The 14,927-nt window shown below is 61.5% G+C and carries 16 protein-coding genes; 9 read left to right on the forward strand and 7 right to left on the reverse strand.

Going from position 1 to position 14,927, the window contains the following annotated elements; all coding sequences use genetic code 11:
• Positions 1-2 precede the first annotated feature (2 nt).
• Positions 3-1,019 carry a Bug family tripartite tricarboxylate transporter substrate binding protein gene (locus tag RZE77_RS24935; protein ID WP_319439721.1) on the reverse strand — a complete coding sequence of 339 codons (1,017 nt, stop codon included), beginning with the start codon at positions 1,017-1,019 and terminating at the stop codon, positions 3-5.
• A 317-nt stretch (positions 1,020-1,336) separates the two neighbouring features.
• On the opposite strand from RZE77_RS24935, the gene RZE77_RS24940 reads away from it, so the two are divergent.
• The 4 genes from RZE77_RS24940 (at position 1,337) to RZE77_RS24955 (ending at position 4,014) form a co-directional block, all read left to right on the forward strand.
• The gene (locus RZE77_RS24940) at positions 1,337-2,341 is read left to right on the forward strand and encodes a Bug family tripartite tricarboxylate transporter substrate binding protein (protein WP_405547649.1); all 1,005 of its coding nucleotides are present in this window, start codon (positions 1,337-1,339) and stop codon (positions 2,339-2,341) included.
• A 6-nt stretch (positions 2,342-2,347) separates the two neighbouring features.
• Positions 2,348-2,683, forward strand: a complete 336-nt coding sequence (locus RZE77_RS24945) for a chorismate mutase family protein (RefSeq protein WP_319439723.1) — start codon at positions 2,348-2,350, stop codon at positions 2,681-2,683.
• Positions 2,680-3,282, forward strand: coding sequence for a hypothetical protein (locus RZE77_RS24950; RefSeq protein WP_319439724.1), 603 nt, complete (start codon positions 2,680-2,682; stop codon positions 3,280-3,282). Before RZE77_RS24945 ends, RZE77_RS24950 begins: the two co-directional genes overlap by 4 nt.
• Positions 3,283-3,477: 195 nt before the next feature.
• Positions 3,478-4,014, forward strand: coding sequence for a helix-turn-helix domain-containing protein (locus RZE77_RS24955; RefSeq protein ID WP_319442409.1), 537 nt, complete (start codon positions 3,478-3,480; stop codon positions 4,012-4,014).
• On the opposite strand, the gene RZE77_RS24960 is transcribed toward RZE77_RS24955, so the two are convergent.
• From RZE77_RS24960 to RZE77_RS24980, 5 genes are all read right to left on the reverse strand, one after another.
• Positions 3,981-4,940: an amidohydrolase family protein gene (locus RZE77_RS24960; protein WP_319439725.1), complete on the reverse strand. Its 960-nt coding sequence runs from the start codon at positions 4,938-4,940 to the stop codon at positions 3,981-3,983. The genes RZE77_RS24955 and RZE77_RS24960 overlap by 34 nt on opposite strands.
• Entirely contained in the window at positions 4,937-5,890 is a 954-nt protein-coding gene (locus RZE77_RS24965; RefSeq protein WP_319439726.1) for a Bug family tripartite tricarboxylate transporter substrate binding protein, read from the reverse strand. Before RZE77_RS24965 ends, RZE77_RS24960 begins: the two co-directional genes overlap by 4 nt.
• Positions 5,891-5,911: 21 nt before the next feature.
• Positions 5,912-6,886 (reverse strand): Bug family tripartite tricarboxylate transporter substrate binding protein, encoded by a 975-nt coding sequence (locus tag RZE77_RS24970; protein WP_319439727.1) that lies wholly within the window; start codon positions 6,884-6,886, stop codon positions 5,912-5,914.
• 27 nt (positions 6,887-6,913) lie between these two features.
• Positions 6,914-7,552 carry a 4-carboxy-4-hydroxy-2-oxoadipate aldolase/oxaloacetate decarboxylase gene (locus RZE77_RS24975; protein WP_319439728.1) on the reverse strand — a complete coding sequence of 213 codons (639 nt, stop codon included), beginning with the start codon at positions 7,550-7,552 and terminating at the stop codon, positions 6,914-6,916.
• A 94-nt stretch (positions 7,553-7,646) separates the two neighbouring features.
• Positions 7,647-8,513 (reverse strand): NAD(P)-binding domain-containing protein, encoded by an 867-nt coding sequence (locus RZE77_RS24980; protein WP_319439729.1) that lies wholly within the window; start codon positions 8,511-8,513, stop codon positions 7,647-7,649.
• Positions 8,514-8,732: 219 nt separating this feature from the next.
• Between RZE77_RS24980 and RZE77_RS24985 the strand changes: the two genes are divergently transcribed.
• On the forward strand, positions 8,733-9,407 hold the full coding sequence (locus RZE77_RS24985; RefSeq protein ID WP_319439730.1) for a GntR family transcriptional regulator: 675 nt from the start codon (positions 8,733-8,735) through the stop codon (positions 9,405-9,407).
• A gap of 14 nt (positions 9,408-9,421) precedes the next feature.
• On the opposite strand, the gene RZE77_RS24990 is transcribed toward RZE77_RS24985, so the two are convergent.
• A complete protein-coding gene (locus tag RZE77_RS24990) occupies positions 9,422-10,024 on the reverse strand; it encodes a hypothetical protein (protein WP_319439731.1) in 603 nt (200 codons plus the stop codon).
• A gap of 411 nt (positions 10,025-10,435) precedes the next feature.
• Between RZE77_RS24990 and RZE77_RS24995 the strand changes: the two genes are divergently transcribed.
• From RZE77_RS24995 to RZE77_RS25010, 4 genes are all read left to right on the forward strand, one after another.
• Entirely contained in the window at positions 10,436-10,810 is a 375-nt protein-coding gene (locus tag RZE77_RS24995) for a helix-turn-helix domain-containing protein (protein ID WP_319439732.1), read from the forward strand.
• Between the two features lie 68 nt (positions 10,811-10,878).
• Positions 10,879-11,265 (forward strand): SIS domain-containing protein, encoded by a 387-nt coding sequence (locus RZE77_RS25000; RefSeq protein ID WP_319442410.1) that lies wholly within the window; start codon positions 10,879-10,881, stop codon positions 11,263-11,265.
• Between the two features lie 120 nt (positions 11,266-11,385).
• Positions 11,386-13,218, forward strand: a complete 1,833-nt coding sequence (locus RZE77_RS25005; RefSeq protein ID WP_319439733.1) for a hypothetical protein — start codon at positions 11,386-11,388, stop codon at positions 13,216-13,218.
• Complete coding sequence (locus RZE77_RS25010; protein ID WP_319439734.1) at positions 13,215-14,792, forward strand: argonaute/piwi family protein; 1,578 nt, start codon at positions 13,215-13,217, stop codon at positions 14,790-14,792. The genes RZE77_RS25005 and RZE77_RS25010 overlap by 4 nt, the downstream gene beginning before the upstream one ends.
• Positions 14,793-14,927: the final 135 nt, after the last annotated feature.

Raw genomic sequence — 14,927 nt, forward strand, 5'->3', positions numbered from 1 at the left:
ACTCACTCCGCGCGAATGTCGTTCGCCTTCACGATGTCGCCCCACAGCTTGAAGTAGTGGCGCGTCATCTGCGCCAGCTGCTCCGGCGTGCCGCCGCCGGGTTCGTCGCCGCGCTCGATGATGCCCTTCTGGATGCCCGCGTCCTTCAGCGCGGTGTTCATCGCGGCGTTGGTCTTCTTCACGATGTCGGCGTTGAGGCCGGGCGGGCCGTACAGGCCGATGAAGGAGATCACCTCGAAGTCCTTGAGCCCGCTCTCCATGGCCGTGGGCACATCAGGGAAGGCCGGCACGCGCTTGGCACCGGTCACCATCAGCGGCCGCAGTTGGCCTGACTTGATGAAGGGCGCAATCACCGAGGCGGCGTCGAACATGGCGACCACGCGGCCGGCAATCAGGTCGGTCATGGCCGGGCCGCTGCCCTTGTAGGGCACGTGGTTCATCTTGGGCTTGCCGATGCGCTCGCGGAACAGTTCCATGGTCGCGTGCGTCAGGCTGCCGGGGCCGGCCGAGGCGTAGTCGATGCCGCTCTTTTCCTTGTCCTGCACCTTGACCCACTCGACGAATTCCTTGAGGTTCTTCGCCGGCACGGTGTTGGGCACGGCCAGCACCAGCGAGGACTGCAGCAGCAGGCCGATGGGCGTGAGCTTCAGCGGGTCGGCCATGGCCGTGTTGCGGTAGGTGTGCGGGTTGAGCGTGATGTTGCCGTTGCCCACCAGCAGGCGGTAGCCGTCGGGCGCCGCCTTGATCACGTTGTCGGTGCCGATGTTGCCGCCGGCGCCGGCCTTGTTGTCGATCACTACGCCCTGGCCCAGCACGCCCTGCATGCCGGCCGTGACCATGCGGCCGGCAAAGTCGGTCTGGCCGCCGGGCGGATAGCCCACGACCAGCGTGACCGGCTTGGTGGGCCATGCGCCCTGCGCAAAGCTCAGTGGGCTGGCGATGGCTGCCGCGGCGGCCAGGCCGTGCTGCAGGACGGTGCGGCGCGTGGCGCGTGCATTGGCTTTGGATGTGTGACGCATACGTTGTCTCCTGGTCGGGTGGATGGGAGGAACTGGCGGGATTCTTGTTGCCCGGTGTGCTGCGGTGGATTCTGCGTCAGGTCGCGGAACCGGACATGCTGGCCCGGGATTTGGCACGCAGCGACGGTGGCCACCGCTGTTGCACGTCGGAAAACCTTCACGCTCCCGAAGATGAATCGCACAGCCCCGCAGCAGTTCGACATGAGCGCCTCGGAACTGCGGAAGTTTTTTGCGCGACATGCAAGCGTTGAAACGGAGTGGCTATCACTGAATGATTCACCACCCCCACCACCCCGGAGCAGCACGCAATGGCCCTCATGTTCTCGCCCCACCGATGCAGACGCTTTCTTTGGCTGATGACGGCCTCGCTCGCATTCACAACGGCTGCAGCAACAGCGCAAACCGCCGCCAAGCCGCTCGCAAATGCATGGCCATCCCAGCCCGTACGGCTGCTCGTCGGCTTCCCTGCCGGCTCATCGCCCGATCTCGTCGCGCGTGCGCTTGCCGAGCCGATGTCCAGAGCTCTCGGCCAGCCCGTGATCGTCGACAACCGCCCGGGCGCGAGCGGCAACATCGCTGCGACGCTCGTCGCGCAAGCGCTCGACAACCACACGCTGGGGGTCATGATCAACGGCAACATGACCATCGCCAAGTTGCTGAATCCGGCGACCCACTACGATCCTCTCAAGGATCTGAAGCCCGTGAATTTGGTCTGCACCGCCCCGCTGCTGCTCGCAGCGCCTGCCGGGGCACCTGGCGGCAACATCCTTGAGTTTCTGCAGGCGGCCCGTGCCGCAGGCACGAAGTGGAGCTACGGGTCTCCCGGTGTCGGCACGGTCGGACACCTTGCGATGGAACTGCTCAAGAGCAAGGCGAACATCACCCCCGTGCATGTCCCCTACCCTTCCTACCAGCGCGTCGTCGCGGCAATGATCGCGGGCGAGATACAGCTTTCGATGGTGCAACTGGGCGCCGCCGCGCCGCAGATTGCGGCGGGCAAGCTCAAGCCGATTGGGGTGACCTCTGCAACGCGGAGCCCATTGGCGCCCGAGTACCCGAGCCTTGCGGAGGCAGGGCTTCCCGGCTTCGAGCTGGAGATCTGGACCGCCGTCGCGGCTCCGGCTTCGATGGACCCCGAGATCATCGCGAAGCTGTCTTCGCTGATCAGCGCCATCGCGCGCTCGGAGGAAGTGCGCCGCCAGCTTGCGCAGCTCGGCTACAACGGTGTCGGCGTCGATGCCGATGGATTGGCGCGCCGAGTCAAGGCAGACTACGACCAGTTGAGCCGCATCATCGCCGCCCAAGGCATCCGACACGAATAGAGTGCCATGAACACCAACAGCACATCAGTTCAGCCTAACTCGACGCCTCATGCGGACGAGGTCCTCGAAGCCCTGCGCTGCGATCTGGACGCCATCGACGCTCGCCTTCTCCAAACGATCCACGCCCGTCTCCAGTGCTGCGAACGCATTGGCCACCACAAGAAGCAACATGGCGTGCCGATGATGCAGCCGCATCGAATTGGCGTGGTGCAGCGCCGAGCCGCCGAGTTCGCAGCCAGCCACGGGGTGAGCGCTTCGTTCCTGAACGCGCTGTACGACCTCATCATCGCGGAGACCTGCAGGCTCGAAGACCAGATCATCGGAAGCGCGGCATCGCAATGATCAGGTTCGCCACGCTCGGCCCTGCTGGCAGCAACCATCAGTTTGTCGTGGAGCGCTACCTTGCGTTCCACGGCCTCCGCGATTGCGCAACGATCAGCCTGCACTCCGACTTTTCTGCAGGCGCTGCCAGCGTCCTCGATGGAAGCGCCGACTTCCTGGTTCAGTGCGCCGTCCATCCGTCGACGGCCGACACGGTAGCGCGGTACTTCGACGGCTTGTACGTGGTCGACACCTTCATCTCGCCCAGCCGCGATCTCGCAATCGTCCACAACCGCGCCAAGCCGCAGTCCCGCTCCATCGCCGTGATGCAACCGACCCTGCGCTACGCGGACCTGTCGAAGTGGCAGGAGATCATTCCGACGGAGACGGTCGCCGCGGTCGAACTGGGCCTGCTGGAGGGCCGCTACGACGCCGGCCTGACGTACGCGTCATTGGCCGATGATCATCCGGACCGGTTCTGCATCAGCGAACACATCGGAAGTGTCGACGACGCATGGATCGTCTATGGCCGCCAGAGAGTCTCGGGCGGCGGCCTCGTGGCATGCTCGTCCAGTCCCGCGACCGCGATATTTCGGCTGATGAGCGGGGCGTCTGGCTAGCTGCCGGCTTCCGGCTTTCGCTGTTTGCAGAACGGTGGACTCGATGCGTTTCAGGAGGATGCGCGCACCATGAGCAAGAGGCAACCTGCATCTCCGTTTCCGACGGCCCGCAAGCCGGTCGTGCGCCTTGCGCCAGCGGCAAGCACGAAGTCTTCACCCAAGCGAAGCCCGACCTCGGCCAAGGTCGGCCTGCAGATTCGCGCGCTGCGCCTGGCCGTGGACCTCTCGGCCGGTGCGCTGGCGAGTACAGCGGGCGTCTCCCGGTCCATGCTGTCTCGCATCGAAAGCGGCCTGGTTTCCCCGTCGATCGAAATTCTCGACCGCATCGCGGTGGGCCTGGACGTGCCGCTGTCGCGCTTCTTCGGCGATCAGGTGGAACGGACGGACTGCTCCTTTGTGCCGGCCGGGAAAGGCGTGATCGTGGAGCGGGTGGGGGCAGTGGCCGGCTATCGCTACGAACTGCTCGGCCATCTGCTGTCGGGCAACGCGTTCGTGGAGCCCTACCTCATCACGCTGTCCGAGGACGCGCAGCCCTATTCGACCTTTCAGCACCCGGGCATCAAGTTCATCCACATCGTCTCAGGACGCGTGAAGTACAGGTACGGCAGCCGAACCATGGAACTCAAGCCCGGCGATTCCTTGCTGTTCGAGGCCAGGGCACTGCATGGGGTGGAACTAATCCGCGAAAGGCCGGTGAGCTACATGTCTATTGTCTTCACGCTGCGGGAGTAGTTTCCCGGCCACCGCGGCATTGCAGGGCCGCCCCCATCGGAAGTGAAGTGATAAAGCCGAGCAGCGTTCTCCACAAGAACGACATGAATTTCGTCTTCGGACAGCCACCGTGCGAGCAGATTGATGAGGACGGCATCATCGGGCTTGCTCGACTCCGTGACGTGCGGCCAATCGGTGCCCCAGACCAACCGATCAAGGCGCTCACCCGCAAGGTGGCGCACAAGGTCATCGAGATCTTCGTAGGCTTTCGAGTCGGGCGAAGCAATGTAGGGCGCGGACATCTTCATCCACACGTTGCCGCTGCCAAGCATGCGCAGAAGTAGATTCCTTACGCGGTCGGACATCGCAGGCTCGACATTGATGCGCGCGAAATGGTCGATGACGACGGGCACCGGCAGCGCGGTCAGTCGATCTGCCAGGCTCATCAGATCGGCGGGGTGCGCATGCAATTGGACGTGCCAGCCAAAGGGATGGATCAGGCGCGCGACGTCTTCGAGCATTTGCTCGCTTGTCGCGCCTGCTTGAACAAGATTGAAGCGCACGCCGACCACGCCGGCAGCATGCAGCACTTGCAGTTCGGTTGGGGTCGCTGACGGATCGATCACGGCCACTCCGCGCGCACTGTTTCCAAGCGCCCGCAATCCCCTCAAGAGCACCCGGTTGTCCCGCCCATAGCTGGAAGGCTGCACCAGCACGCACCGTTCGATGTGAAGCCGGCGTTGCAACTCCCGGTAGTGATCAACGGTCGCATCTCCGTGCGTGAGCACCGGTCCGGGAGCGAACGGCGCCTTCGTGTCGAAGAGGTGCATGTGGCAATCGCATGCGCCCGCCGGCACGCTGAACGCCGGCCCCTTCAGTCCAGTGGAATGCGGAGCTTCGCATTCCAGGTCGCAGGAATGCGATGGCAGACTGCCGCGCAGCATCATTTTCTTTGCGTGGCTGCTTCGCGCCAGAATGCGTAGGACTTCGCAAGTTCGCTGGCCGACTGCTCGAGATCCGTGGGCGCAAGTTCCAACGACATGTCCTTGATCCTGGCCTGTACCTCAGGATCGTTCAACACCGTTCGCAGTGCAGCGTTGAACTTTTCCGCCAACGGCCGGGGCAGCCCCTTGGGTGCGAAGAACGCGTTGAAGCTGTTGACGTTCACGCCGGTGAAACCCAGCTCCTCGAATGTCGGCACCGCGGGCAGGAGCGTCGAGCGCTTGCCGCCCGAGATCGCGAGGATGCGAACCTTGCCGCCGCGCGACATGGTCACCCCCTCGGGCTCTCCCGTCACGCCGGAAGCCAGCTGGCCGCCTATGAGCTGCGGCATCATCTGCGCCGATCCGCCGAACGCGATGGCTTCCATCTTCACGCTGGCCTTGCGAGCGATAGCGGCGCCGATGATGTCCGGCACGCCGCCAATCAGCGGCACACCATAGTTGCCGTTCTGAGGTTCCTTGCGCACGAACTCGACGAACTCGGGCAGCGTCTTTGCCGGACTGCTCATTGGCACCGCAAAGGTCCATTGAAAACGTGCCACCTGGCCGACCGGAACGAAATCCTTCATTGCATCGTAGCCCGCCGTCGGCGTGATCAGCGGAACCACCACCACCGAATGATCCAGGGCCAGCAAGAAGGTAGAGCCGTCCGGCGGCGCGGCCTTGACCGCTGCGGTGCCAATCTGGCCGCTGGCACCCGGCTTGTTGTCGATGATGACTGTCTGCGAGAGCTCCTTGCTGAGCTTGGGCGCCAGCAGGCGGCCCAGGGCATCGGTGGCTCCGCCAGGCGCAAAAGGAATGACGATCTTGACGGGGTTCTTGAAGTCCTGTGCGGCGGCACCCGCCATGAGGAGCGACGCGACAGCGCCGGCAATGAAACTGCGTTTTTTCAGCATGGTGTCTCCCTTGTGCGGTGCTCAATCAAGCTTCGCGCCGGTGTCTTTGATGACTTTCGCCCAGCGATCACCTTCGACCTTCATGTAGTCCGAATACTCCTTTGCCGTGCCGCCCAGCACGATGGAACCTTGCGCGGCGAGGCGATCCTGCAAGGCCTTGTCGGCAAGCGACTTCTTGAGCGCCGCGGAAATCTTGCTCACGACGTCGTCCGGTGCGCCCTTCGGCAACATCAGCCCCTGCCAAGCGCCCATGTCCATGGTCGATTTTCCGGTGGCTTCGCGGATCGTCGGGACGTCTGGCACCAGCGAAGATCGCTTCCCGCTCGTGATTGCGAGCGCGCGCAAGGCGCCGCCTTTCACATGAGCCATGGCCTCGTTGATCGGCAGGAACATGAACTGCGTGGTTCCTGCGAGGAGGTCGGCGACCGCGGGGGCGCTGCCCTTGTAGGCAACGTGCGTTGCCTGGATGCCTGCCTCCTTGGCAAACAAGGCAGCCCCCAGGTGCAGCAACGCACCGGCACCGGACGATCCGTAGTTCAACTCGTTGGGCTTGGCCTTGGCCAACGCAACGAGTTCATTGACCGTGGTGGCTGGCACCGCAGGGTTCACAACCAACAGAAGCGGAATGGTCGCCGTCAACGAGATCGGCGTGTAGTCTGCATACGGATCGAAGCCTGGCTTGGCGTACAGCGAGGGCGCGAGCACGACGGCAGAGGTTGCATAGAACATCGTGTAGCCGTCCGGTGCAGCGCGCTTGGCCTCGACCGCACCAAGGTTGCCGCCCGCACCGCCCTTGTTGTCCACGACGATCGTGCCGCCAAGCTCCTTGCCGAGTTGCTGCCCCATGATGCGGGCATTGATGTCGGCGGAACCGCCAGCGGCGAATCCGACCACCATTCGGATCGGCTTGGAAGGATAGGCATCGGCCGAATGCACCGGGGCCGATGCAAGGACGACGGCGCCGAACAGCGCCAGGGAATTGATGAGTTTGCGCATGCTTGTGTCTCCGTGATTTTGTAGATGTCAGACCAGGCCGAAGCGCTTGAGGGTGTCTGTCAGATTCAGAAGTTCGGCCGTGGTGGCGCCTTCGTCGATGGCCTTGCGCTGCTTCTCTTCCTTTGCCTCGCGGGCCAGGCTGCTGGAGATGGCGGTTTCGACGTCGCCCTGGGCCACGACCACCAGGCCGTCGCGGTCGCCAACGATGATGTCGCCGGGTTGAATCAGCACGTCGCCGATCGCGATCGGCACGCCGACCTTTCCGGGCTGATTCTTGCCCGTGCCCTTGATCGAAAGGCCGCGGCAGAACACCGGGAAGCCAAGGTCAATGATGAGGTTCGCGTCGCGCACGCAGCCATTGATGACGAGCCCCGCGATGCCGAGCTTCATGGCCTGAATCGTCAGCACATCGCCCCAGGGACCTGCTTCCATGAAGCCCTTCGCGTCCACAACCAGCACGTCGCCGGGTTTGGCCTTTTGCACCGCGTAGTGAAGGATCAGGTTGTCCGCGGGCCGGGCATCGACGGTGAAGGCGGGACCGGCGAGGCGCACCGTCGGGTCGATCGGCTTCATGCCGCTGTCCAGGGCGCCCTTGGCGCCTTGCGCCTCGTACACGGTTGCTGCGCCGAGGTCGCGCAATTGCTTGATCTGCTCAGAGGTGGTCATGGTGAATCCAGTAAAAAAAGGACGAAGAAAGGCCGGGCGACTGCCAAGTCACCAAAGAAAAACGAAGAGAAAGAAAAGCGGAAGAAGGAAGTGGCTAGTGCCCGCCTGCGCTGGTCAGAAGCCAGTTCAAGGCTTGATCGACCGTCGGCTCCGCAACCCCGAGCGGATGCCTGGACAGCGCGGCCACCGTGTCGTTGAAGCGTTGCTCGACACCGGGCATGACGACCGAAGGAAGGCCCTGCGCCGCCAGCTCGGCCTGGGCGTCGTGCACTTCGTGCGCTCGACGCCTGGCGTGAATGACATGCGTGCGCACCAGCATGTCGATGAATGAGCGCAGCGGCGTCTGGTCGATGTCGCTGAGCTGCTCGTAGAGCTCGCTGCGCACGCCCTGTTTCTCGGCGCTCATCAAGAGCTCTACGCAAAGCGCTTCCATGCCCTTTGTGAAGACGCTGCGCAGGATCTTCAACGAGATGGCATCCCCGGGCTTGCCGCCCGCAATGACCTGGACACGCGCACCGGCACGCTCGAGGACTTCTTTCAGCTGCTCGGCTCCGCTGCCGGAAGCCAGCAAGGGCGTGCGCACCAGATTGAGCGAGATGGCACCCATGATGGCGGTGTCGACGTAGCGGAAACCGGCCTCTGCCGCACGAGCCGCTCCTTCGCGCTTAACCTCCGGGCTGGCCGTCGTGAAGTCGGCAAGCAACGCTTTTTTCGAGAGATGCGGCAGCACCTCTGCGAGCACCGGCAGGGAGGTGGTGCCCGTCACGCAGGAAAGCACCAGGTCCGCCTTGGACAGCCAATCCCCAGCCCGCTCGTGGATCGGCAATCCCGTGGATGCGGCCAGCGCCACGGCAGCAGCCGACGGGTGCGCCTCACAAAGACTGAGGGCGTAGCCCGCTTCGTGCAAGGGAAGCGCGTAGCAGCGGCCGACCTCGCCCAACCCGATGATTGCAATGTTCATGACCTAGACCTTTCGAGGCCTTGAGAATACAAAGCAAGTACAAATAATGCAACGACTCCTAGGGAAACCACTTAATCTCCTCTCGGTCTTCGACGTATGTCGACTCCTTGAGTACAAACAAAGAACATTACGTGTACTGGATTTGTACGCGGAACGCCATGGGGACGGAGACGGCGGCCTACAATCCAAAGTCCATATGCATCGAGTTCACGCGCCCCCATGCAGCACGGCAGAGACAAGGCTTACGAGATCCTGAGACAGAGACTGGTGGGGGGTCACTACGGCCCCGGAGTGCAGCTCAAGGAAGAGCCGCTGGCCCGCGACCTGGGAATGAGCCGAACCCCCGTTCGCACTGCGCTGCGCCGGCTCGTGGAAGACGGGTTGGCGACGGACGCTGCAGGCCAAGGCATCCGAGTGGCCGAATGGAGCGAATGGGATGTGGAGGAGACCTTCCAGCTTCGAATGTTGCTGGAGCCCTACGCGTCATTTCTGGCGGCGACGCGCGGTGGAGACGCACTCGTTCAGAAACTGAAGGCGAGCAACCAGGCCATGGCCGAGGGCATTGCAGAAGGCAAGGAAGGAATCGCCAAGGTGCAGTCAGCCAATCGCGACTTTCACCACGCCTTGCTCGATGCTTCGGGCTCCCCCAGGCTGCGCACGATGCTGGAGACCATGATCGACATGCCCATCATCAAGCGCTCGTTCTACATCTACACCCCGCAGGAACTGGAGCAGAGTCTTCATCACCACCGCGACCTGACACTGGCCGTGCAGGCAGAGGATGGCGAGTTGGCAAGGCAAGTGATGCAACTGCACCTGCGCATGTCTTATCACCGCTTCATGAGGCATCGCAGCGAGTACAAGCACGACACCGCCAAGGGCAGGGCGGCCTGAGCGCCGCCGCCAGGCTACCAACCCGGCTTTCGATCACCCTGCGCACGAATCCGCTGCCCGCGCTCAACGCCTACCCGGTGGATGCTGGCCAACTCGCAGCGTCGCCAGAAACCCACGCCCTCCAACGTGGTGGAGATGTCGATCTTCGCCAGCCGGTAGAGCCCCAAGGCCACCCCTTGCACGAATGCGGAGATCAGCGGCTCCGCGTGCACGTCATTCCTCAAGCTGCCGCGGATCAGTTTTCCGCCAAGCTCCATGAGCTTCAGCGCGTGGCTCGATGCGGTGGCGGTACTTTCCTTTGGCACCCGCAGGCACCAAAGCCTGGAGCCGAGCGTCCACACCGTGTGACGCGGCACCTCGTCGAACCGGGCCCCTTCGAGCACGATCTGCCTTGCGCGGATTTCACCGAAGTCGCGATGGTCCCGGCCGTAGAAGAATCTGGCGAACTCGTCGGCTTGCTTTTCGACGGCGCGTTCGCCGCGCGCCATGTTCTCCGTGGCCCTGAGGCCCGAGACATGGTCGACAAGAAAACAGAACTCATCACCTGACATCCGGCGACCGGACGCCATGCGGCGGTCATACCAGTCCGCCAGTTGCACCAAGGTCTTGCATTCCATGAAAGCCCTGTCGAAGGGCGTATCTGGAGAGAAGCAAGAGCGCCGCTTGAGCCTGCCTTCAGTCCGTTTCATGGCAACGGCCCTCAGCAGGTCAGCGAATTATTGGCGATGGCGGTAGGTTCAGTGGCTGGCGGACTCGGCGCCACTGGTGTGGGTCCATCCTGCGCTGGCGTGGCGGAAGGCCCTGTGACAGAAAGGCCAGTTCCATTGCGAGCTGACAGCACAAAGGCTGCGCCCACGAGATACATCCCGTTTTTCATTTCGATCCAATCCCTGATCTGATTTTTTCCGCTCCGGTCTTCGCCGTTGCTTGCTGGATCGTATCAAAGACGCGTCTTATAGAACACATGTTCCCGTATGTGTCCTTTAAAACGTTTCCCTGAGATGCACACTTCTTGACCCTCGACGGCAATGAAAAATGCCAGTCGAAAAGCGCCTCCTACCCCAGAACCAGCGATCGGGACACTGCCCAATGCGGTGACCCTGGCGCTAGGAAAAAATCTGAAGAAGCTCCGACTTGCCGCAGGCAAGACTCAGGTAGCCCTCGCCTACGACGCAGAAGTCGAGCGGTCGCGGGTATCCAAGCTCGAAGGGGGCTACATCAACCCCTCTTTGATGACCTTGGCGACGCTGTGCTACAGCTTGGGCACGACATTGCCTGTGCTTTTCGAGGGGATCGTTGCCACAAACGCACCAACATCGGAGGGCGGTTTGCTGCGAAGGAAGAATCAGGCAGTTCTAAACAAGCCGATAAAGCCTGCGCGCAAACCCTCACGCAGGAGCTGACCTGCTCCTTCCAGTCATAAGTGGTTGAGAATTTTTTGCGCGCCCTCGGCCGCATGTAGCGGGGCGAACTGCGCGCGTCGGCCCCTGGGGAAGTGCTGGTCGCTATCTCGTTCGAGCCTTACGCGCAGGAAACGCTGGCCGTGGTGGCGTCCTCCGCACTCGCGCAGGACGCGCGGCCGCTGGCCATTACCGACAGCCAGCTCAGCCCGCTGGCCGGGCGTGCCAGCGCGGTGCTGCTGGCGCAGGCCGGCACCACCTTCGGCTTCTGCTCGCTCGCGAGCACACTGTATCTGACGCAGTCACTGCTTCTAGGGCAGGCTTATCGGATGGAGTTGGGTTATGAGCACAGGGGTACCCTGACTAGAGATGAGTCGTTGATTCTGCGCGCAAGATTCGTGCGTCAAGGAACAACTGCTCTACGGAGCCAACTCTCGAAGGTCGCTCTTGAGTTTTAGATTTTTGCGATCGTCCAACAGAAAAACTACACGAAGCCCGCCAAAGAGCGGCGTATTTGGCAAGGCATTTTGCGGGCGTGTAAATGCTACGCTGCGCATTGCGTGTCGTATGCTTAAGCGATGTCCGCAGACGCCATCACCTATTGCCTCGAACGAGTCACTGACTACCGGGATTTTGAGCGGCTCTGTTCGGCTTTTTTGGCGGGCGCGGGCTATCCCGACATCGACCCAATGGGGGGCACTGGCGATGAGGGGCGGGATGCCGTCATTCGAAGTAACGAGACAGGAAGGACAGTCGGCTTCGCTTACACGGTTCGATCAGACTGGCGCGTTAAGCTCGCAAGTGACTGCAAGCGAGTCCATGAGAAGGGCCACGATCCCGACGTCTTCGTTTTCGCTTGTACTGAGGCCTTGTCGGCATCGGAGAAGGACCTCGCACATAAGCTCGTCGCCGAGAAGTACGGTTGGACACTTGACTTGTTTGACCTCGAGAGACTAAGAGTTCAGCTTGTTGGGCCACAGCGCCATCTGATTGCACAACACCCAAGCATCTTCACACCGCCGTTCTTTCCGCAACGTGGTGGTCAGTCAATCGCCGAAAGCCGCGATACCCTCCTCATTGACCACGTCACGGCTGATCATGCAGTAGCCACTTGGCTGTCCCGCCGCCTATCACTTGCGGGTTTTCGGACATGGTGTCACGGGACTGCTCCGCTCGCCGGGGAAAACACAGATGAGACTGTACGAAAACTGCTCGATGTTCGCGCGAACCACTATCTACCAGTGGTCTCCACTTCAAGCCTGTCGGACAGTGTTTTTCTTGAGCGCTGCACTATCGCCGCAATCAAAGAAGATTTCGTGCTTCCCTGTAGCTCGGTCGCCGTCCCAGATGCACGCATACCATCGAGAATTGCCAAGTTAGCGCCAGCGGACTTTAAGACCTCTTGGAATGTAGGCTTGGATCAAATACTGAAACGTCTCAGTGCACTAGGCATCGAACCATCGCTCGACCTTGCGCGAGGACGGAAGATTGCCCTCGGGGACTATTTGCCGACACGGGTTACCGCAGCGAAACCCGAGCCAGTTTTTGCGAATGTATTCCCGCTTCAACTGCCGAAGACGATGCTCGTCTTTGAGCTCCGACAGTCGCTGAAGGACATAGAGATACTTGAGCTTCGTAAGCGCTGGGCGTTCGTCGAATTGAGCGCATATCGACTCGTCGCGTTTACGCCTCCACCGCTGCAAGCCATTCCGGCGGTGAAGGTCGAACGTGTCCCTGAATTCTCCTGGGAAGACATTCCGCAGAGGGACGGCAAGAAGACTTTCGACCTTGCCAAGGAGCTTGCTTGGCGCAGCCTCGAGGTCATATGCGCGCAGAAGGGGCTGAAGTTCTGCAGCGACCGAAAGGTCTTCTTTTTCCCGCATCGCGAGTCAGGTGAGTGGAATCAAGCGATTCAGCACGTCGATGGACGCTCAACGACGGTGCAACTTACGGGAGGACGCACCAAGGGCTGGGGCGACCGCGCCTCTTCGTTTCTTTATCAACTCGCACCACGGTTTCGCCCTCAGCGTGACTTCGATGGAACCTGGAGTGTTGTCCTCAACGTCTACATCCGAGTCACGACTGCTGAAGGTGCAATGTTCGAAGGGAAGGAGATTGGTCGTCGCCGGAAGATCGTCAGCAAGAGTTGGTGGAACAAGGAATGGCTTGCGCGTCTACTCGGCGTTGTTCAAGCTCTCCAAACCTCTGGGGATCGTATAGACGTCGGCGAAGGCGCACGGGCGGTGGTCATGCAAACCAAACCGATGAGCTGGGAATGCCCGGTTGGCCTGGATGTTCTGGCTCTCTCTGGTATGTCCGACATCGGCGAGGAGATTGCAGAGTGTCGTACACGCGAGGACGACGAGGATGACGAGGCACCCATTGCTATCGGAGAACCATCGGACTCATGACAGACACATTTCACTTCCTCGGCGAGCCGTTGCTTCAGTTTGGGCACGACCAAACAGCTGAAGATCCGCATGATGGTTTGGCGCTCTTTGGCCCGGCTGAGCCGCGTTCACAGCTGCCGAACAACATCGTTATCGGCACGGTGCGGGGCATTGAACTGTGGAAGGAATGGTGCGCGGCGCTGAACGCACCGGCGGCGAGTATCGACCCAGGTCGCCATCGAGCCTGGCCTCCGTTTCCAGGTTTCGATGTCGCATTCGGAGCAAAGTGGCCAGACCCAGTTCGAAACTATTCGGTAGATGCTGACCTGCTTTCGGAAGCTTCGCGGAAGGCTGACAAGTTTGAGCGGGCCTTTGCGGTCGCAAGCCTCTACATGGGGTCAATGGAGCGCCTGTCAAAGCTAGATGCTCGGCCAGCCCTGGCCATCTGTGTTGTCCCGGATGAAATCCACGAGAACTGCCGCCCCAACTCGTCGGTTGCTTTCGCCAAGCGAAGCGACGCTGCCCGTAGCAAGGTCGAGCTGAAATTCCTCAAACGGGCCATTGATGACCGCAATGACGGGCAAACGCGGATGTTTGACGATGAGGACCCATCTGTCACCGCCGCGCTTGGCGACATGGACGAGTTCGAGAAAGCGCGCGGCCTGTCACCGGACTTCCGGCGACAGCTGAAGGCCCGGATGATGGCTCATGAACTACCGGTTCAGATCATCAGAGAATCGACGTTACGCATCACGCCACAGGTGCGCAACGGCGAAAAAGGCACTAACCCACTATCCGACCGGCTCTGGAACTTTGGCACGGCGGTCTTCTACAAATGCGGTGCCAAGCCATGGAAGACGCCATGGGCTCGTGAAGGGGTCTGTTACGTCGGTCTCGCCTACAAGCTCACCGAGGACGGCCGGAATGCGTGCTGCGCCGCCCAGATGTTCCTCGACAGCGGCGATGGTGTCGTCTTTGTCGGCGAATTCGGCCCGTGGTACTCCAAAGAGCGCGGCGAATTCCACCTGCCACCGGACAAGGCTGAAGCATTGCTGCGTGGAACCATTGAGACCTATAAGCAAGAAGACGGGCGTCCACTGAAGGAGATTTTCCTGCACGTGCGCTCCGGGATTGACCCCGAGGAATACGAAGGCTTCCGACGGGCATGCCCGCCGGGTGTGAATTTGGTCGCCATCCGCGTTCGTCAGGATCGGGGTGGCCTGCGTCTCTACAGGTACGACGAGCATCCCAGCACTACAAAGCGCGGCCAGCATCCAGTTCAGCGCGGCGTCTTTTGGCAGCGCTCTGCACGCCACGGGTTGCTGTTCACCAACGGCTTCAAGCCCAGAATTGCAACCTACGACGGGTTTGAGATTCCCGTTCCGTTGGCAATCACGATCCAGCACGGCGACGGCGATTTGGTGCAAGTCGCCAAAGATATTCTCGGCCTCACTAAGCTGAACTACAACTCCTGTCAGCTGGGCGAGGGGCAACCCATTACCGTTAAGTACTCTGACCGAGTGGGCGAAATCCTGCTTGCCAATCCTGGGCTTCCGCCAGATAAGTGGAAGCACAACTTTAAGTACTATGCTTGACGAGCGAGTTTGTCGACGAACCAAGAGTTTGCGTCAAAGTAGGAACCTTTCCCAACGCATCGACCCATCAGGCGCTGAGAGGTGTTCCTACCCTATTCGCGGCCAATGCTTCCATTGATCGCCCGAGCCACTGTT

The organism is Variovorax sp. SPNA7 (assembly GCF_033807855.1).
Lineage (GTDB): Bacteria > Pseudomonadota > Gammaproteobacteria > Burkholderiales > Burkholderiaceae_C > Variovorax > Variovorax beijingensis.

Excerpts from the sequence above, each read along its gene's own strand:
- RZE77_RS24935 (WP_319439721.1), bottom strand. The coding sequence starts at position 1,019 with ATGCGTCACACATCCAAAGCCAATGCACGCGCCACGCGCCGCACCGTC.
- RZE77_RS24940 (WP_405547649.1), top strand. The coding sequence starts at position 1,337 with ATGTTCTCGCCCCACCGATGCAGACGCTTTCTTTGGCTGATGACGGCC.
- RZE77_RS24945 (WP_319439723.1), top strand. The coding sequence starts at position 2,348 with ATGAACACCAACAGCACATCAGTTCAGCCTAACTCGACGCCTCATGCG.
- RZE77_RS24950 (WP_319439724.1), top strand. The coding sequence starts at position 2,680 with ATGATCAGGTTCGCCACGCTCGGCCCTGCTGGCAGCAACCATCAGTTT.
- RZE77_RS24960 (WP_319439725.1), bottom strand. The coding sequence starts at position 4,940 with ATGATGCTGCGCGGCAGTCTGCCATCGCATTCCTGCGACCTGGAATGC.
- RZE77_RS24965 (WP_319439726.1), bottom strand. The coding sequence starts at position 5,890 with ATGCTGAAAAAACGCAGTTTCATTGCCGGCGCTGTCGCGTCGCTCCTC.
- RZE77_RS24970 (WP_319439727.1), bottom strand. The coding sequence starts at position 6,886 with ATGCGCAAACTCATCAATTCCCTGGCGCTGTTCGGCGCCGTCGTCCTT.
- RZE77_RS24975 (WP_319439728.1), bottom strand. The coding sequence starts at position 7,552 with ATGACCACCTCTGAGCAGATCAAGCAATTGCGCGACCTCGGCGCAGCA.
- RZE77_RS24980 (WP_319439729.1), bottom strand. The coding sequence starts at position 8,513 with ATGAACATTGCAATCATCGGGTTGGGCGAGGTCGGCCGCTGCTACGCG.
- RZE77_RS24985 (WP_319439730.1), top strand. The coding sequence starts at position 8,733 with ATGCAGCACGGCAGAGACAAGGCTTACGAGATCCTGAGACAGAGACTG.
- RZE77_RS24990 (WP_319439731.1), bottom strand. The coding sequence starts at position 10,024 with ATGGAATGCAAGACCTTGGTGCAACTGGCGGACTGGTATGACCGCCGC.
- RZE77_RS24995 (WP_319439732.1), top strand. The coding sequence starts at position 10,436 with ATGAAAAATGCCAGTCGAAAAGCGCCTCCTACCCCAGAACCAGCGATC.
- RZE77_RS25005 (WP_319439733.1), top strand. The coding sequence starts at position 11,386 with ATGTCCGCAGACGCCATCACCTATTGCCTCGAACGAGTCACTGACTAC.
- RZE77_RS25010 (WP_319439734.1), top strand. The coding sequence starts at position 13,215 with ATGACAGACACATTTCACTTCCTCGGCGAGCCGTTGCTTCAGTTTGGG.